The organism is Halomonas sp. XH26 (assembly GCF_024138895.1).
Lineage (GTDB): Bacteria > Pseudomonadota > Gammaproteobacteria > Pseudomonadales > Halomonadaceae > Vreelandella > Vreelandella alkaliphila.
Window position 1 is genome coordinate 3931796 of the sequence record NZ_CP071889.1, and the last position, 17970, is coordinate 3949765.

A 17970-nucleotide genomic window follows, 5' to 3' on the forward strand; every position below is an offset into this window, starting at 1 on the left:
GGAATGGCGACACTCGACACACTCGCGCCACTCACCACCTATGACCTGCTGGCCCTTGGTCAGCGCTTCGGGATCGATTACCGCTTTCCCGAAGCGCCTGACCGCCCCCCATCGCCTTACGTAGCTCGCGGGCGTGTGATGGATATCGAGATCACCCCGGCCCTACGCGTGACGCACTCAGATCTTGATGTCCTGCACGCTTATGCCTCCACCTCCCGTCGTACCGCTCCGTGGTTTCTCAGTGTGGTACTTGAGGGCTGCATCCATGTGGGGCTCGGCCACCAGTCATTTCAGTTACAGGCTGGCGACGCCTTCAGTGCACACTTCAACCAGCAGACCAGGCTTGAGGTATTCCAGCCTGCACCACAACGCTTAAGCACCCTCAACGTGTCGATTCTAGATGGTCTCGAGCCTCTCTCTTCCTCGCCTGTTAACGTTGCCCCTCCAGCCACCCCAGTGCTACACACTTGGCAAGTACCACCGCTCCTTCGCCATAGCCTAGAGACAGCACTGGCATCGAACTGGCCAGCAGAACGGCTGTGCCTATTATGGCAAGGCCTTGCGTTCCAGTTGCTAGCTCATGGCCTGCCTGCCGCTGGCCTGGAACCCGGTGACAAAAACACACAAGAAGGCCTCCCTCCAGACCTTTCGCATCGCGACCACCAACGCCTGGAGCTCTTGCGCAAGCAGCTCGAACATTATCCCAACCAGAATTACCGGCTGGAGCAGTTAGCCCGAAATGCCGCTATGAGCCCTAGTAGCCTACGCACCAAGTTCCAGCGCTGTTACGGCTGCTCGATATTCGACTACCTACGGCGTTGTCGCCTGACCCAAGCTCAGGCGTACTTGCGCAAAGGTTATAGCGTGCAGCAAACTGCCCACGCCTGCGGCTACCGCCACGCCAGCAACTTTGCTACAGCATATAAGCGGGCCTTTGGTGTCACGCCGCATGAAGTCTTCAAGTATCGCTAACGTACTATCCATAACGTACTATCCATAACGTCTTGCCGTAAGTTCCCCTGCGCTGCATTTTTTGGCAGCACGCATAACCTCTTTGTCATAGCGCATACCTTTTCAAAGCAATTAAACGCAATAATTCTCATTAACACATTAGTTAATTGCTTCTTATTGCAGGTACACACCCATGTCTTTTATGCCTCGCCGTTTGTTACGCTCTCCGCTCAGTGCCGCTGTTCTCGCGGCGCTCGCGGCACCATCGGTTTACGCTCAGGCAAGTGCGCAGGAAAGTACACTGGAAAGTACAGCGCTAGGCACTGTGACGGTAACCGCCCAGCAGGCGGCCACTAAAGTCACCACCCCTTTTATTGAAACGCCGCAAAGCGTTTCTACCATTACCCGCGAACAAATGGATCACCGTGGGGTCAGCACCGTTCAGCGCGCCACCGATTACACGCCCGGTGTTTACAGCAACCAGGTGGGTGCCTCCAACCGCTTCGACTACCTGGTACTACGTGGCTTTTCTGACGGCAGCTTGAGCAACACGTTCTTAGATGGTCTTAAAGTGATGGGCGATGCCAACTCCCATAGCAGTATGCGCATCGATCCGTGGTTTCTAGACAGCATTGAAGTGGTACGCGGGCCTGCCTCGGTGCTCTATGGCCGCGCGTCGCCGGGTGGTGTGGTGGCGCTAAACAGTAAGCGCCCTGAATTTGAACAAGGCGGTGAGCTACGTTTTCGGGTAGGCAATAATAACCAGCGCAGTGCCGCCTTTGACCTCACTGGGCCGATTGGCGCAGAGCAGCGAGTAGCGTTTCGCCTGACCGGCATTGCCAGTACCGCCGACACCCAGTTTGGCCCCGCCGTAGAGGAGCGCTATGCCATTGCGCCGCGGCTAAGCTGGGATATCACCGACGACACCAGCCTAACGGTTGAGGCCTATCTACAGGATGAACCCGAAGGCGGCTACCACTCCGGCGTGCCCTATGAAGGAGCGGTAGTACCCAGGAACGGCAAGCAGATCAGTAACAACTTCTTTGATGGCGAAGCCGACTACAACGCCTACGAGCGTACTCAGCGCATGGCTGGCTATACCTTGGAGCATCGCTTTAATGACGACGTAACGGGCCGCCAGCTACTGCGTTATCTCAACTCCGATGTGGTGCTTAATCAAGTCTATGGCTATGGCTGGACGTCACCCACCTCTGACGAATTAACCCGCTACTATTCTGGTAGCGATGAATCTCTAGAAGCTTGGACTATCGACAATCAGCTTGAAGCCACTATCAGCAGCGGCTTTATGGATCACACACTGCTCGTTGGGGTTGATTACCAGCAGCGGGAAAACGACGTATCGTGGCCCACTGGGTATTTCCACCCCGTCAATGCCTTTAATCCTGTTTATGGTAGCGGGCCGATTGAATTTTACGCACCTACCCGCGAACGCCACGAGATCGATCAAACGGGTGTTTATCTACAGGATCAAATCGCCGTCGATAACTGGCGCTTTACGCTAGGCGGCCGCTACGACTGGGTAAATATCGACAATACCAACCGCGATAGCGGTGACACCAGCTCACTTAGCGATACCCAGTTCAGCGGCCGCGCCGGTGTGGTCTACTTGTTTGATAATGGTGTAGCGCCCTACCTAAGCTACTCCACTGCCTTCACCCCCACTAGTTTCGTCGATGAGAGTGGCGACCTGCTTCAACCAATGGAAGGCGAACAGTGGGAGGCCGGCCTAAAATTCCAGCCTAACGGCAGCGCCAGCCAATTCAGTGCAGCGCTGTTCCATATCAGCCAAGAGAATGTCGCGACCAAGGTGCAGCCATCCGACCCTTACCGCGCGGTAGGTGAAATTGAATCTCAAGGACTGGAGCTGGAAGCACAAACCCAGCTAACGGATACCCTCTCGGTTCAGGCAGGCTATAGCTTCACCGACATCACCTACGCTAAAAGCGATGATGGCAACCAGGGCAACAACGCGATTTACTCCCCACGCCACCAAGTACAGCTGTGGGGCCACTACGAGGCCAATAAGGGCTGGCTAAACGGCGTGGATGTCGGTGTTGGCGTACGCCACTATGCGGATATTGCCGCCGATCGAGCCAACACTGAAACTGTCCCTGACTACACCCTGGTGGATGCCACTATTGGCTACGATCTAAGCCAACTCGGCGTTGAAGGGGTGGAAACGCGCCTCAATGTGAACAACCTGCTGGATAAGGAGTACGTGGCCTCCTGCAACTCGCTGGAGTACTGCTACTTCGGCGCCGAGCGCGGTGTGACCGCCAGCGTTCACTACCGTTTCTAAACGCTTGTGCTAAGCGACGTTCCAAGCACTTATCTAAGCACTTATCTAAGTATTGCTAATTTATTGTAACCCCACCTGCCCAGGCCACTCAGCCTGGGCATTTTTCCTTGAATACAGGTTTGCAAACAATAAATATTATCGTTTAAATACAGTTCTTATTTTCTGGATAGCCTCTCACCACCATGCGCCACACTAACCTGTTCTCTTTGCTCGTGCGCTGCGGGCTGTTCGCCGTTTGTATGCTGAGCGTTTCTACTGCCCAGGCGCAGTGGGCCACGGTGGACTGGACCATCGCTGAAACACTACTGGCCATTGATGCGCCGGTTAGCAGCGTTGCCCAACAGAGTGATTATCACCAGTGGGTGGGCGAGCCACAGATACCCGACAGTGCTACCGATATGGGACTACGCGCCCAGCCTAATTTAGAACTGCTGGCCCAAGTGCCTCCGGAACAGACGTTGATCTCGCCCATGTTTGCCGGTTTAACACCGCGCCTGGAACGCATTGCCCCGGTCACTTCATTCTCGCTCTACTCTCCCGGCACCGATACCTGGCAAGAGATGCAAACCCTGACCCGTGAGCTGGGCGAGTTAACCAAGCACCAGCCCCAGGCCGAGCAGCTTATTGAAGAGACCCAAATATTGATGACCACGCTGCGCGAATCTCGCCCCCTATCTCAGTCTGAAACTGCGACGCTGCTGATGGTACAGTTTATGGATGCCCGTCACGTGCGGGTGTTTGGGGAAAACAGCTTATACAACGCCGTGCTGGAGCAGCTCGACCTCCCCAATGCCTGGGATCAAGCGACCAATGCCTGGGGGTTTTCACTGGTGGGGATTGAAGCGCTGGCGCGCTACCCAGAAGCAACGCTGGTGATCATCGATCCACTGCCCATCGGAGTCGAAGAGCAGCTTGCAAACAGCGGCCTGTGGCAGCAACTTCCCAGCGTCAGGCATGACAGGATAGTTCGCCTACCGCCGGTATGGAGCTTTGGCGCACTGCCCTCTGCCCAGCGTTTTGCAAGAGAGTTGTTTGCTGCACTGTCGGCAGGCAGCCCAGCTCAAGTAACCGACTCAACTGTTAACTAAGGTCAGTTTTCCAGGCACACGCTATTTTTAAACGTTCCAATTAACGTAGGGTTATGTCAGGAATAAAAAACTAGCGAGGGAGCGCCATGACACTAGCCATTGTGGCCACGCGCGCAGGGGTTGGGCTGGAAGCACCCGCCGTGCATGTCGAGGTACATCTAGCCAACGGCTTGCCGGGACTAACGCTGGTGGGCCTGCCGGAAACCGCTGTCAAAGAGAGCCGCGAGCGGGTGCGCAGCGCGCTCATCAATGCCGGGTTTGATTTCCCCAACACCAAGCGCATTACCCTCAACCTTGCCCCCGCCGACCTACCTAAAGAGGGTGGCCGCTTCGATTTGCCGATTGCACTCGGTATTCTGGCCGCCTCTGGCCAGATTCCAGTAGATGCGCTAGAAGGCATGGAGTGCGCAGGCGAACTGGCATTGGATGGCAAACTACGCGCCGTACCCGGCGTATTACCCTTTGCTCTCGCCACGCGGCGCGTCAACAAAGCACTGATTATTCCCCGCGCCTGTGCCGACGAAGCCGCGTTAGCAGGCGACTTACCGGTTTTACCTGCCGACACCCTATGGCAGGTCGTTGCTCACTTGCTGGGACAAGAGAAAATACCGCCCCACCAACTGTCTGCCTCGATGAGATCCACGGCCCCCATTGCCGACTTAGCCGACGTTCGCGGTCAGCAGCAGGCACGCCGCGCACTGGAAGTGGCGGCCGCTGGTGGCCATAACCTGCTGCTAGCAGGGCCTCCTGGCACCGGAAAAACCATGCTCGCTAGCCGCTTACCGGGCATTTTGCCGCCGCTTTGCGAAGACGATGCGCTGCAGGTGGCCGCTGTACGTTCAGTCTGTGGGCTACCGCTTGAAGCAGACTGGGGCCAGCGCCCCTTTCGCCAGCCCCACCACAGCGCCAGCGCCGCCGCGTTAGTGGGTGGGGGCTGTCATTTTCAACAATCGTTGCGACTAAACAATAATTACTGCGACAATCTCTATGTTGAGTTTACATAGAGCACGCCCTTGTGACCGTTTCTCTCAAACAATGCAGAACCTTTAGCTTTCAAGATGGCACCCTTAAAGACGAAACTGAGCGCTTGGTCGTTTGGTGGTACGGGCCTATCTTCAAAAATATCCGCTCACAAAGCGTCCCTAAAATTTATGTATTTTTAAGACCTATTGATCAGGAGAACAAATTAGGAGATGTGATTAAGCGAACGACGGTCTTAACGCATGTCGGGCTATTGAGAATCGGCTCCGTCTGGGAAAAGGGCGTGAGCAACTCCCGCATCGCATTTGAGGAGAAAACATTCCCTGTTTCGTTCTCTCCGGGCGGCTGGCGGATTGTCTCCTTAGACGACTTACACAAAGCAGGGCGCAGCCTCTATACCTCCTTTCATGAGGCAAGCTATTTACCGCTGGACAGAAAACACAAATCGTACCTGATTGAATTTGACCTCCCAGGTGGCAAACATCTGCTCATCCCTTGCACCGAATTTTTTGCACGCGTTTACGGTCGATCATCTGAAATCAAGCGTGTGCTCGCCACTTACTGTTGGGAGGAGGTCAAAGAACGGCTTTATCGACCGCTTAATGCGCCCCCATCGCCAGGTACCTGGCCGGTCAGATTTACATATCGTGTTCATAGGCACGATGCGATTTTGCTCGCGCACATGCTGTACGACCCCTATGCCGAACAAGCTGCCAGAGATATTTATGCGCAGACTGAAGCCAGCTTCCCCCAAGATAAGATGCTTTTAAAAGTCACTCCATGGTTTCAAGGCAGCGGGGAAATCTCTGTTTCTGGCGTTCCAATTGATTGTGGCAACACATTCCTAGGCTTGCAGATATTAGGCTGTACGCAGCCCGATGGTGCCACGATCCACCGCGAAAGAGAGAAATCAACGACAGTACCAGCCACCGATGGCGACGATGCCTCCTCTCAGTTCCCCTATCATCAGCTTCAAGACATCCCCGATGTCATTGACCTGACGGATGATGACGAGCCCGACCACGGTTCTTCCTGGCTAGACCTTACTGAGGACGAATTCGTTATTTTAGGTAAGCCTCGCGCCGTCTTGGATAAACGATATACTCGAAAAAATGTGCCCGATACACGAGGCGTCCCCGTTCCGGGTGACGAAACCATTTTCTCCACTGGGGAGCCACATGGATCAGGAAAAGGGGTCGGACAGGCCTCTATTCATGCTCCTATTACACTGGAATCACAGGGCTTTCTACGTGATATGTGGAATGCGCTTCTCTATTTACAATCGGCCTATCCCGCAACGATTCGTGGCGTTAGCTGGTTTACCTTTGAAGACGGCTTTAGCACTTCTCCTGACCCTCGGTTGATCAGCCTCGAACCTTTCGAAATAGACGAGGAGGTGAAAACGACAGTCGCCAATTGGGTTTACATTGATACTCAGACCAAGGTACCTCGCGGGGTGCTCGTCATTAGGGTGCATTTGTTAGATCAAACACTCTATCTCATGGAGATTCAACGACGCCCTCCAAAACCCAGAGCTGGCGGTAGCGAGGAGGCATCCAAGCCTCCTTCCTATAAAGGTTTGGTCTTCACGCTGAGCCACCAAGGCAGCTTCGAGCAGTGGTTACGCCAAGTGCTGTCTAACGTGCGGCACGTAGAAGGTGTTGTCCAAAAACTAGTTCGTCACTGCCCAGGATTCGCCGATACGTTCAAGCACCCTAAATCCAAAAAGGAACAGATACCCTGCGAAGCCTCTGTGTTAAATGCTTTTAGCAAGGTCAGTATTGGTCGCAGTGACTTAGCATAGGTACTATTTGCCACCTTTATGAGTAGCGGTGTCTGTTTTGTCGGTAAGAGCAACCTGTACACCCCGTGTGCAGGTTGCTCTTCTGACGAAGAGCCGATACGGCCATCCCTTCAGTGGCGGGCGAGGATCTTCGCTGCGATGGGCGAAGTGATCATTTGAATCACGGCAAAAAAAGCGGCTGGAATTGCGATCTCTGATGGCAAGCCAGAAGCAGCGACAAACGCTGCAGCGATGCTGAATTCCTTTTTACTGACCGTGAAAAGATAGGTAATCACCTCTTTGCGATCAGAAGTGAGTAACCGTGAGGACATACCTACCAGGTACCCAATCAAATTGAGGCACAGGGCCGCCCCCGCAATCACAAACGCATACCCACCATAGCCAATGATCGTGGCGGCATTCGGCCCGACCACAGCGAGTAGGATCAGCAGATACAAAATTGACCCTATCCCTGCATACGCTGAATCATGCCGTGCAAAGAAAGTCGAGAACTTTGTCCGCAAGCTGACCCCAATCACGGTAGGAACAAGCACAATCAGTGTTAATTCAAGAATAATTGAGCCCAGCGGTACGTCTAACTGGAGGCCAGTGAGCCATAAAAACAGGAAGGGAACAATAAACGGACATAACGCAGTGTTGACTGCGTTGAAAACAGCGGCAAGCGCCACATTGCCTTTCGCCATCAGTACCAAAAGAGGAGAAGACACATCTGTCGGCAGCGTGCCGAGCAAGGTTTGGCCAGCAGCCAGCGGGCCGCTTCCAAAAAATAGACGGCCCGTTAGCCACCCGGCAATCGACATAGGCCCATAGACCAGCCCCAATGCCAACAACTGCCGTGACGGCTTTCGGAACACGATGCGCACTGCATGCGCATCGAATGTGAGGCTGATAATCAACATCAGTAATGCCAGTAATGGCCCAATCGCGAACTTAAGCATTATTCCGGTGGCCGGAAAGAGTAAGCCTCCCCCCGCGACGACGATTACAAACCAGACAAGGTGCGCCTCGACAAAATAAATGAATCTACCCATGGTGGATTGGACGTTACCGGTTGAAGTGGATTGAGCCCCGCACCTAAAACATGATCACCTTCGGCCCAGCACACAAAGGCTCCTTGGTAGCTAGGGACGTGCTTCCCAATCCAGCGATGCAAATAGATAATGCTCAAGGGTTGAAGCTTTAGTTGCTAGAGGTTTTATAGTACCAAGAACAGATAATTCGAGAGAGGGTAACAGATGGGACATCATCATGATCATCCCCACATTGATCCTGCCTCTGGCGACCGGCGCGTCAGCATCTCCATTTGGGCCAATGGGCTCTTAACCATCGCTCAAATTGTCGGTGGCATTATGGCGGGGAGCCTATCGCTGATCGCTGATGCGTTACATAACTTTTCTGACATGGCAGCGTTAGTCATTGCCTTTGCTGCTCGTAAAATCGCCAGACGGCCTGCCGATGCGCATATGACCTTTGGCTATGGCCGCATCGAGATAGTGGCAGCACTCATCAATTACACCACCCTCATTATCGTCGGCGTCTACCTGATTTACGAAGGCGCTATGCGGATGATCGATCCCCCTGAGATAGAGGGATGGACAATCGTGATTATTGGTGGCGTCGCGCTTGTCGTCGATGCCCTTACCGCCGTGCTCACGTGGTCAATGCAAAAAGAGAGTGTCAATATCCGCGCCCTTTTTCTGCATAACTTATCGGATGCGTTTGCCTCCATCGCTGTGATTATCGGTGGTTCGCTTATTTTACTGTACGACATGCGCTGGGTAGACCCCGCCATCACGATAGGGATTGCGCTATATATTCTTTACCTTGCCTTCTCTGAAATTGGTGGCCCTATCCGTACGCTAATGCTGGGATCTCCCCCGGACATTGACGGGCAGGCAGTCGTTGAGACCGTCCGAAATATCGAGGGAGTCCAGGATATTCACCATGTGCATCTATGGCAGATGCAGGAAAACATGGCAGCCCTTGACTGCCACGTGGTTCTGACAGAAACCGGCTGGCAGCAGCTTGAATCCGTCAAAGCAGAGATCAAGGAGCAGCTTAAAATGCGCTTCAGTATTGCTCATTCCAGCCTAGAGTTTGAGCATAGTGATCACGCGCATCAAAATGCCAATCTATATGGGCACGAGTGACAGACCGAGGCCGACTCCCGGCTCAGGTAGGTAGCGAGCGACTTACTCCCATAGCGATTGGCTTATTTTTCAACCCTACTTTTCCACCCCATCGTTGAGACAGAGAGAGAAACATGTTCAAAAAAGCGTCTTTTATATTAGCTGGTACGTTAATGCTGACCGCTGCAATCGTCGCCGTATCGAAGCCTGCCCTCTTAGACATGCAAGCTCAGGCAGCAAAAGAGAGCGGTGTCCAGGCCGAGGACTCCTTGGTGCGTTCACACTCCCCCATCTTGGGACGAGAAGACGCGCCGGTGACGATTGTGGAATTCTTCGATCCGGCTTGCGAAGCCTGCCGTGCCTTCTACCCACTGACAAAAAGTATTCTGGAAACCTACCCAGAAAAAGTGCGGCTCATCGTGCGCTACACTCCTTTCCACGGCGACGTATCTGATAAGGCCATTCGGGTATTAGAAGTTGCTCGTCGTCAGGGCGTCTTTGAACCGGTACTGGAGAGGCTGCTGGCTCGCCAGGATCAATGGGCTTCACATGGCAGTTTTGATGAATCCGCTATCCTCGATATCGCGAGCCAAGGGGGCCTTGATTTAGCGGCTGCCGAAGAGCAACTGACTTCTGCTGAGGTGCAGGCGGTGATTGACCAAGACATGGCGGATGTCAGAGCCAATCAGATTCGCCAAACACCCACCTTTTTTGTCAATGGCGAGCCTTTAGACCCCTTTGGTATGCAAGAGCTGATTGATGCCGTCGAGAGTGAAGTAGCGGAGATCTCTGGGGAAGAGGATGGCCAGTGATGCAGCGCTGGTGGTTACTAGGCTTGGTGGGCTTTTACCCCTTGCTAGCCGAAGCCAATTGGCAAACGCATCTTTCGTTGCCGCCGTCTGAACTTAGCCCTGTCAGGTTACAAGCGACTAGCGAGCAAGAAGGCACATTACCGCTTGATAGCGTTGATACCCTAACCTTTGGGCGTGATGTCATCATTGATACCACCCTCTACGAGGCTTTAGCAGCAGAAGGTGTCCCTACGCGTTTCGCCAGTAAACTGGAAATACTGCTCAGCGAGTTTATCGCAGCGCCGCTGGAGTTTTCTGGCAGTGAACGTATTCAATTAGTGTGGGAGGAAGATCGACGCCAGGACGGCACCCGTGTTGGGCCACCACGCCTCAGTTATGCAGCTCTGCCTGATCAGGCAGAGCCCTTGGAGGTCGTTTGGCCGGTCACCCAAAAGGGGGACGTAGCTCTTTTCAAAAGCGACACCCTGCTAGGCACGTTGCGGTTGCCCGTGCTTAGTGCCCGCTTAACGTCTCGCTTTGGGAATCGGCGACATCCTGTGTATGGAGGGATGCGTCCTCATAATGGAATTGACTTGGCTGCGCCGACAGGAACGCCGGTCATTGCCACCGCACCTGGGCGCGTATCCTTTATGGGTCGCCAAGGGGGATATGGGCAGGTGATCGAGGTGGAGCACGACACAGGGGCAATCAGTCGCTACACACACCTTAGCCGATTTTCCCCACAGCTAGTGGTTGGGGATTTAGTCAATGCGGGAGAGTCGCTCGGAGAGGTAGGTGCCTCTGGGGTCGCCACGGGGCCCAACCTACATTACGAAGTGAGAGTCAATAACCAGCCTGTTGACCCCCTTGGTCAAGGTCAACGCATCATGCTAGGCGAACAGCCGACTCAAAGTGAATATCAAGCGTCACTTTACGAGGCAAGAGATCGCTTAGAACAAGCTATCGGTACGGCGTCACTTTATGACTTGATCTCGTTTAACGAGCCGTAACCACTCGTGCTTAACAACGTTGCATGGGGGTTAGTAACGTGAACGTGCGCTTGTCTCGTTATGGAACCCAAGCCGTGTAATCACTCATCTATCACAACACAGGTAATCGGTATGGAAGAGGTTTCTCCCGTCACCATGGGGGTATTGGCAAGCCTTGCGGCGGGCTTGATGACGGCTGTAGGGGCGCTTCCTGTCTTGTTTACCAAAACACCGAATCGTGGTGTTCGCGATTTAGCGTTGGGGTTCGCCGCTGGTGTCATGCTAGCGGCCTCTTTCTTCTCACTGATCATACCCTCCTTAGAAGCCTCGGAGCTGCGTTATGGCGGTAGCGTGGTACCTGCTGCCATTGCTTGTGCGGCCATTTTGCTAGGGATTGGAATGGTCGCACTACTGAACGAGCTCTTACCTCATGAGCACTTCGAACAGGGGCGAGAAGGGCCAGAGGCTGCCTCACTACGCCGTATCTGGTTGTTTATTATTGCCATTACGATACACAACCTGCCAGAAGGGCTGGCCGTTGGCGTGGCCTTTGGCGCAGGGGGAAGCGAAGGAGGCATGCCGCTAGCGATTGGCATTGGACTTCAGAATGCCCCAGAAGGACTGGCCGTAGCAGTATCACTGCTAAGCGTGGGCTATTCACGTTGGCGGTCATGGACGATTGCCGCCCTTACGGGGCTTGTTGAGCCGTTGGGTGGCTTATTAGGCGCTGGAGTCATCAGCATGTCACAAGCGCTACTGCCCTGGGGGTTGGCCTTTGCAGCGGGGGCGATGTTGTATGTGATCAGTCATGAGATTATTCCCGAAACTCATCGGAGCGGGCACCAAAAAAAGGCCACGCTGGGCCTCTCCATCGGATTGGTACTCATGCTGTTTTTGGATGTTTCGCTGGGCTAACCATTGGGCGTGGGGCGTAGCGTTAGTGCTAACCCAAGTCGTGAGCCCCTCCGTGCGATTTTTCAGTGATACAGAGCTGATGATCACTGATGACCTCAATGATTCGGCAGCTTTCCACTTTACCACCGGCACACTGTGTGACCATCCGTTGAAGCTCCTCACGCAGTATGGACAGTCGTTGAAGGCGGGACTCCACTTTCTTTAGGTGATGCGTGGCGATGGCATCGACTTCTTGGCAAGGCATATCAGGTTGATCTGACATGGCCAAAAGCTCTCGCACTGACTCCACCGAAAAGCCAAAGTCACGGGCATGACGAATAAAGGTCAAGCGCCGCACAGCGTCGTCTCCATAGCGGCGCTGTCCTCCGCCGGTTCGTGTCGCATCGCGCAACAGCCCAATACGCTCGTAATAGCGAACCGTTTCAGGTTTGCAATCGGCTCGTCGTGCTAACTCACCAATGCTGATACTTTGCCCCATCATCGACATGGTAAAACTCCTTACGCAGGGCTTGAAGCTGTAGTTGCTACAAGGTTTACACTTCAAAACCATAGCTCATTGGGAGAAGAGGCACCATGAAAACATCAACGCAGGCGACAGCGCCTACCGTCTTGACACTGCGTGTTGAAGGCATGGACTGCGGCGGTTGTGAGCGCAAGGTTGTGTCGGCGCTAGAGCGGCTGGACGGCATTGAGGAAGTCACGGCAAGCTCCGTCACAGGATCGGTGAAGATTCACCAGCGCGATCATGGAGGCCCCTCGCAACAGACCATTGAGGGCATCCTGAACGAACTAGGCTATCAAGTGACTTCCCCTGCTGGCCAAACACGCGCATCTGGTGCTTCATCCTCTTGGTGGCAAACCGCTAAAGGGCGCTTGGTCATTATCACGGGAAATCTGCTGATCGTAGCCTTCGCGCTTCGTTTAGCATGGCCTGCGCTGGGTAATGTGCCGTTCATTCTGGCCACGCTGGTCGGCTTAATGCCCATTGCGCAGAGTGCCTGGGGCGCCCTCAAAATGCGCAACCCCTTTACCATCGAGATGCTGATGTGCATCGCTGCGGTTGGCGCATTGGCCATCAATGCTGCTGCTGAAGCTGCGATGGTCGTGTTCTTGTTCGCCGTAGGTGAGCTACTCGAAGGGGTAGCTGCGTCACGGGCGCGCCGCAGTATCTCAGCCTTGGCAAACTTAACACCCTCAACGGCGAGGCTGATGGACAACGGCCATCTGCGTGATGTCTCGGCGGAGTCACTTAAACCCGGTCAGCGTGTGCTGGTGCGGCCCGGTGATCGCGTACCCTGCGATGGACGCATCCTGGTGGGCACCTCCGACATTGACGAGTCGCCGGTAAACGGCGAGTCCATACCTCGTTCGCGAGCGCCTGGTGATGACATTTTTGCTGGCACAGTGAATCTTGATGCCGCCCTGGAGGTGGAGGTAACACGAGGCGCTGATGACAATACGATCGCACGCGTTATTCGTCTGGTTGAAGAAGCACAGGCCGCCAAGGCACCGATAGCACGCTTTATTGATCGTTTTGCGTATTACTATATGCCCGCCGTCGTCTTACTCGCCCTACTGATGGCGATAGTGCCACCGCTGGTATCGACCATGGCATGGTCGGAGTCGATTTACCGTGCGTTAGCATTGCTGTTAATCGCATGCCCCTGCGCGTTAGTCATTTCCACCCCTGCCGCCATCGCCGCCGGTCTCTCGGCGGGAGCTCGGCGCGGACTACTGATCAAAGGGGGAGCCGTTCTTGAACAGTTAGGTAAGCTTCGCTTGGTGGCATTAGATAAAACGGGCACCCTCACTGCGGGTACCCCAAGAGTCACAGATGTGGAGTCTTGGATTGCTGAGGAAGACGATAACAGCGTATTGCGGCTCGCCGCCGCAATAGAGCGGGATTCCAGTCACCCTATCGCCACGGCTATCGTTGAGCATGCCCGACAGTCGGGCATCAACCTCCCCACCGTCACCGGCGGCCGCGCTCTGGCGGGGCGCGGTGTTTCCGGCCAGGTGGAGGGTCGCGAGCTGAGCTTAATGACGCCTCGTCACCTTCACGAGAAAGTCATCCTTGAGGAAAGTCTCAGTGCTCGGATTGTCGCGTTAGAAGAAGCCGGTAAGAGCCTCGCTCTCCTCGTCGAAGGCGAGCGTTTACTGGGCTTGATCGCGGTTCGCGATGAGCCACGCGAAGATGCCATGGAAGGCCTAGCGGCGCTATCCCGTTTAGGCGTACAGGCGGTCATGCTCAGCGGTGATAATGCCCGCACCGTCGCTGCCACGGGGGGTCGCTTAGGCATTGAAGCGTACGGCGAACTAATGCCTGAAGACAAGGCAGCGTATGTTCGAGACTGGCAAGCGGCAGGCCGTGGCCCCATCGGTAAAGTAGGCGATGGCATCAACGATGCACCGGCACTCGCGGCAGCAGATGTGGGTATCGCGATGGGGGGTGGCACGGATGTGGCGTTGGAAACCGCCGATGCAGCCTTGCTCAAGAACCGCGTTACCGGCATCGCTGAGCTGATAGACCTCTCTCGTGCCACGCTGCGCAATGTGAAAACCAACGTTGTTCTCGCCCTTGGCTTAAAAGCCATTTTCCTAGTTACAACGGCGCTGGGTATTACCGGCATGTGGATTGCGGTGATGGCCGATACCGGTGCTACCGTCCTGGTGACGTTGAACGCCATGCGACTGCTGGGTTACCGCTTTTCGCCCAGTACCGCAATGACAGGCCTGTCACAAGGAAAAACAACGTCATGAGAACAGCGCCAAACGATAGCCCTTCACGTCGCTGGCCATGGTTCACATTAGCTTGCGTGATGGCTCTAGCCGATCAACTGGTCAAGGAAATTGTGCATGCCCAGATGTCGTTTGGCCAAGTCATTCCGCTAACGCCGTTTTTTAACTGGGTTTATACCGGGAACACAGGAGCCGCTTTCAGCTTTCTCGCAGAAGCAGGGGGTTGGCAGCGCTACCTCTTTCTTGGTTTAGCGTTGGTGGTGGTCGTCGTATTGGTTGTGCAGCTATGCAAACCCCTGTCGCGCTTGGAGGCCTGTGCGTACAGCCTGATTCTTGGCGGCGCGCTCGGTAATACTGTTGATCGCTTAGCGCGAGGGTACGTCGTCGACTATCTGGACATTTACTGGGGCGAATGGCATTGGCCCGCCTTTAACATGGCCGATATCGCGCTATTTGCCGGTGTATTGATGTTCGCGGTGGCGTTATGGCGTGAAAGTCCTGCTTTTAAGCGCTCTGAGTAACGCTATGGATGTGGTCGATAAAGATAAAGAATATACGCTTTTTGCTGGGCGCTCCTCACCAATAGTCGATTGCGTTGTAGCGCTCGCCGCTGGGGTGCTGACCACCTTGAGTGCCGCCCCCTTTTCCCTATGGTGGCTTGGCCCAGTGAGCGTGGCACTGGTCTATTGGAGAATAGCGTCGCTAACGCCCGCCATGGCCACCCTGCGTGGGTGGTGCTATGGGGTAGGCCTGTTCGGTTCAGGCACGTCGTGGGTCTTCGTTGCTATTCACGATTTCAGTGGCACCGGGGCCTTGGTGGCGATGCTCCTCACCACTCTTTTTGTCAGCGTCCTGGCGCTCTTCTTTGCAGTCCCCTTTGGGCTCTATCGACGCATCACGGGGCCACGGTTCGCCTTTCTTAGCTTTGCCGGTATGTGGGTGGTGAGCGAATGGCTACGCACTTGGATGCTCACCGGCTTTCCCTGGTTATTGCTGGGCACCTCTCAGATTGATTCTCCACTAGCCCCATGGGCGCCCGTTGGTGGTGTATACTTGCTGTCACTCATGACCGCGCTGACAGGTACGTTAGGGGTAGAGGTACTGCGTCGCCGCTGGAGTTTCCTTGTCCCAATGGCCGCCTTGTGGATCGTTCCATTCCTATTGCCCGCCCAATGGACAACCCCGGCTGGCAAGCCCATCCGGGTGGCATTGCTGCAAGGGAATCTTGACCAGCGCATTAAGTGGACTGCCCAAGGGCAGCGCGAAGCGATCAGTATCTACACGACGATGACACGAGAGCAAGCAAGGGATATCGATCTCATCGTTTGGCCTGAGGCAGCCCTTCCCATGCTTGAGCAGGAAGCACAGCAAATACTTGAGCAAGTAGCGTCCGACCTGGGGCCTGACACCGCCTTGTTGACCGGCATTTTGCAACGCGACAGTGAAGGGCGCTCTTATAACAGCGTCATAGGGCTAAATGATGTGCAGGGCGAATACCAGAAGGCGCACTTGGTGCCCTTTGGCGAGTATTTGCCATTCCAAAGTCTCCTCGCTGGCACCCTTGCTTTTTTCGACTTGCCAGTACCTCGCCTGACCCCAGGGTCAGGCGAACAGGCTCCGTTACACGTGGCTGGAGCCACCATTGGCAATGCCATTTGTTACGAAATCATTTTTGCCGACCATGTCGCCCAACAGGCGCGTAATGCCGAGCTGCTATTAACGGTTTCCAACGATACGTGGTTTGGGCGCTCCATTGGCCCACACCAACATCTTCAAATGGCGCGTCTACGTGCCTTAGAAAATGGTCGTCACCTACTTCGAGCTACCAGTAATGGCGTGACGGCCATCATCGATTCACAAGGTCACGTCACAGCCCGTGCCCCACAGTTTGAACAGGCCAGTTTAACGGGCGAGGTGACCCCGATGCAGGGCCTAACTCCTTTCACACGCACCGGTAGTGGCCCCGCTTGGATACTCGCTGCGGTGCTGACACTGCTCGGGTTACAACTGAACTTATCTCGATCAAAAAACGACGCATTAGATGAAAAAGGAACCTAGCGATGCTCTTGGCAAAGAACGCAGCAATACTTAAGAGATTCCTCCCATGGCCAATGCAGATCGGCTTCATCGTGAGTGTGATGGTTTCGTTTCTGGCATGGCTCCCTGTCGCCATGGCGGCACAACCTTCCACTGCCCAGGAGACGGAATGGCCCAAGGGGCATTACCCGCTACCTGAGGAAGGCAATATTATCGGAGAGGCTGACACCTTCATCGTGAAGAATTACGAGGATACTCTGATTGATATTGCCAGACGTCACAACCTTGGCTACCAGGAGATTGTACGTGCTAACCCAGAGGTCAGTATTTGGGTGCCCGGAGTGGGTACTGAAGTAACCATTCCAGGACGCTTCATCCTGCCGAATGTCGAGCGTACTGGGGTCGTCATCAATATCGCCGAGCTGCGGCTTTACTACTACCCAGATGTCAAAACCGGTGAGACACCGCGCGTTGAGACCTATCCTATCGGCATCGGTCGCGAAGGGTTTGATACACCCCTTGGTGTGACCGAGACCACCATGAACATTAAAAACCCCGCATGGTACCCGCCTGAGTCGGTAAAACGTGAAGCGGAAGCACGCGGCGAAACCGCACCAAGCGTTGTACCGCCCGGCCCCGATAACCCGCTAGGAGACCATGCCATCATCCTAGGCTTCGATGGCTATTTGATTCACGGCACCAACCAGCCCGATGGCATTGGCATGCGCGCAAGCCGAGGTTGTATCCGCATGTTACCCAAAGACATCGAATCTATATTTGACCGCATTCCACCCGGCACCCAAGTCAACATCATCAATCAGCCGATCAAGATAGGTTGGGAAGGCGGTCAGCCGCTGATTCAAGCCTTTCCGCCGCTTGGAGAAGAAGAGCACAGTATGACCGCACTCACAGAGACCATGACACGCCTTAACCAATACAATGTCGATAACGTAAACCTCGATTACGAGCAGCTCAGCGATGTCCTGTCACTCTCTAACGGGCTTATAACCCCACTACATCCAAAGCAGGAACAGGAGCCACAGCGCCACAGCCCAGAAGAGAAGGCTATCAAGGGCATTTATGAAGACCTGGTTTTGACGTCATCTCAACGGTCATGACACGCCTTTTGGCACCCCGTTGAGCCCTGGCATATAGGTAGAGAGCCATAGCCCCGTCCAAACGGCGGGGCGACATTCGCCTACAGAGTCGCGGGGCCCTCCAAGTGA

General features: G+C 54.7%; 14 protein-coding genes and 1 pseudogene. 13 read left to right on the top strand and 2 right to left on the bottom strand.

The window, feature by feature from the left end; genetic code table 11:
* Positions 1–3 precede the first annotated feature (3 nt).
* The 5 genes and pseudogenes from J4377_RS17940 to J4377_RS17960 all read left to right on the top strand — a co-directional run bounded on the left by J4377_RS17940 (position 4) and on the right by J4377_RS17960 (position 7144).
* Positions 4–972: a helix-turn-helix transcriptional regulator gene (locus J4377_RS17940; RefSeq protein ID WP_232482765.1), complete on the top strand. Its 969-nt coding sequence runs from the start codon at positions 4–6 to the stop codon at positions 970–972.
* A gap of 181 nt (positions 973–1153) precedes the next feature.
* A complete protein-coding gene (locus J4377_RS17945; RefSeq protein WP_370687207.1) occupies positions 1154–3271 on the top strand; it encodes a TonB-dependent siderophore receptor in 2118 nt (705 codons plus the stop codon).
* A 182-nt stretch (positions 3272–3453) separates the two neighbouring features.
* Positions 3454–4359, top strand: a complete 906-nt coding sequence (locus tag J4377_RS17950) for an ABC transporter substrate-binding protein (RefSeq protein WP_253486301.1) — start codon at positions 3454–3456, stop codon at positions 4357–4359.
* Positions 4360–4445: 86 nt separating this feature from the next.
* Positions 4446–5294: pseudogene (locus J4377_RS17955) on the top strand (YifB family Mg chelatase-like AAA ATPase); the annotation flags it as partial.
* Positions 5295–5374: 80 nt separating this feature from the next.
* Positions 5375–7144: a hypothetical protein gene (locus J4377_RS17960; RefSeq protein ID WP_083007648.1), complete on the top strand. Its 1770-nt coding sequence runs from the start codon at positions 5375–5377 to the stop codon at positions 7142–7144.
* 110 nt (positions 7145–7254) lie between these two features.
* Here the strand turns inward: J4377_RS17960 and J4377_RS17965 are convergent, their stop codons facing one another.
* Positions 7255–8175, bottom strand: coding sequence for a bile acid:sodium symporter family protein (locus J4377_RS17965; RefSeq protein WP_083007649.1), 921 nt, complete (start codon positions 8173–8175; stop codon positions 7255–7257).
* 204 nt (positions 8176–8379) lie between these two features.
* Here J4377_RS17965 and J4377_RS17970 point away from each other — a divergent pair, with 204 nt between their 5' ends.
* The 4 genes from J4377_RS17970 to J4377_RS17985 all read left to right on the top strand — a co-directional run bounded on the left by J4377_RS17970 (position 8380) and on the right by J4377_RS17985 (position 11968).
* Positions 8380–9294 (top strand): cation diffusion facilitator family transporter, encoded by a 915-nt coding sequence (locus J4377_RS17970; protein WP_083007650.1) that lies wholly within the window; start codon positions 8380–8382, stop codon positions 9292–9294.
* A 113-nt stretch (positions 9295–9407) separates the two neighbouring features.
* Positions 9408–10085 (top strand): thioredoxin domain-containing protein, encoded by a 678-nt coding sequence (locus J4377_RS17975; RefSeq protein ID WP_022521292.1) that lies wholly within the window; start codon positions 9408–9410, stop codon positions 10083–10085.
* A complete protein-coding gene (locus tag J4377_RS17980) occupies positions 10085–11074 on the top strand; it encodes a M23 family metallopeptidase (protein WP_083007651.1) in 990 nt (329 codons plus the stop codon). Before J4377_RS17975 ends, J4377_RS17980 begins: the two co-directional genes overlap by 1 nt.
* Before the next feature lie 111 nt (positions 11075–11185).
* Positions 11186–11968: a ZIP family metal transporter gene (locus tag J4377_RS17985; RefSeq protein ID WP_027965781.1), complete on the top strand. Its 783-nt coding sequence runs from the start codon at positions 11186–11188 to the stop codon at positions 11966–11968.
* 28 nt (positions 11969–11996) lie between these two features.
* Here J4377_RS17985 and J4377_RS17990 read toward each other — a convergent pair whose 3' ends face one another.
* Positions 11997–12455 (bottom strand): helix-turn-helix domain-containing protein, encoded by a 459-nt coding sequence (locus J4377_RS17990; RefSeq protein ID WP_082051477.1) that lies wholly within the window; start codon positions 12453–12455, stop codon positions 11997–11999.
* Positions 12456–12541: 86 nt separating this feature from the next.
* On the opposite strand from J4377_RS17990, the gene J4377_RS17995 reads away from it, so the two are divergent.
* Genes J4377_RS17995 through J4377_RS18010 form a run of 4 tightly spaced genes read left to right on the top strand, consistent with a single transcriptional unit; the run spans position 12542 to position 17862 of the window.
* Complete coding sequence (locus J4377_RS17995; RefSeq protein ID WP_027965783.1) at positions 12542–14728, top strand: heavy metal translocating P-type ATPase; 2187 nt, start codon at positions 12542–12544, stop codon at positions 14726–14728.
* Positions 14725–15228 (top strand): signal peptidase II, encoded by a 504-nt coding sequence (gene lspA / locus J4377_RS18000; protein ID WP_016916426.1) that lies wholly within the window; start codon positions 14725–14727, stop codon positions 15226–15228. Before J4377_RS17995 ends, lspA begins: the two co-directional genes overlap by 4 nt.
* A 4-nt stretch (positions 15229–15232) precedes the next feature.
* Positions 15233–16765, top strand: coding sequence for an apolipoprotein N-acyltransferase (gene lnt / locus J4377_RS18005; RefSeq protein WP_016916425.1), 1533 nt, complete (start codon positions 15233–15235; stop codon positions 16763–16765).
* Between the two features lie 53 nt (positions 16766–16818).
* Positions 16819–17862, top strand: coding sequence for a L,D-transpeptidase family protein (locus J4377_RS18010; RefSeq protein WP_016916424.1), 1044 nt, complete (start codon positions 16819–16821; stop codon positions 17860–17862).
* Positions 17863–17970: the final 108 nt, after the last annotated feature.

Bases quoted from the DNA above. Each gene is read 5' to 3' on its own strand.
- J4377_RS17940 (WP_232482765.1), top strand. From the start codon at position 4: ATGGCGACACTCGACACACTCGCGCCACTCACCACCTATGACCTGCTG.
- J4377_RS17945 (WP_370687207.1), top strand. From the start codon at position 1,154: ATGCCTCGCCGTTTGTTACGCTCTCCGCTCAGTGCCGCTGTTCTCGCG.
- J4377_RS17950 (WP_253486301.1), top strand. From the start codon at position 3,454: ATGCGCCACACTAACCTGTTCTCTTTGCTCGTGCGCTGCGGGCTGTTC.
- J4377_RS17965 (WP_083007649.1), bottom strand. From the start codon at position 8,175: ATGGGTAGATTCATTTATTTTGTCGAGGCGCACCTTGTCTGGTTTGTA.
- J4377_RS17970 (WP_083007650.1), top strand. From the start codon at position 8,380: ATGGGACATCATCATGATCATCCCCACATTGATCCTGCCTCTGGCGAC.
- J4377_RS17975 (WP_022521292.1), top strand. From the start codon at position 9,408: ATGTTCAAAAAAGCGTCTTTTATATTAGCTGGTACGTTAATGCTGACC.
- J4377_RS17980 (WP_083007651.1), top strand. From the start codon at position 10,085: ATGCAGCGCTGGTGGTTACTAGGCTTGGTGGGCTTTTACCCCTTGCTA.
- J4377_RS17985 (WP_027965781.1), top strand. From the start codon at position 11,186: ATGGAAGAGGTTTCTCCCGTCACCATGGGGGTATTGGCAAGCCTTGCG.
- J4377_RS17990 (WP_082051477.1), bottom strand. From the start codon at position 12,455: ATGTCGATGATGGGGCAAAGTATCAGCATTGGTGAGTTAGCACGACGA.
- J4377_RS17995 (WP_027965783.1), top strand. From the start codon at position 12,542: ATGAAAACATCAACGCAGGCGACAGCGCCTACCGTCTTGACACTGCGT.
- lspA (WP_016916426.1), top strand. From the start codon at position 14,725: ATGAGAACAGCGCCAAACGATAGCCCTTCACGTCGCTGGCCATGGTTC.
- lnt (WP_016916425.1), top strand. From the start codon at position 15,233: ATGGATGTGGTCGATAAAGATAAAGAATATACGCTTTTTGCTGGGCGC.
- J4377_RS18010 (WP_016916424.1), top strand. From the start codon at position 16,819: ATGCAGATCGGCTTCATCGTGAGTGTGATGGTTTCGTTTCTGGCATGG.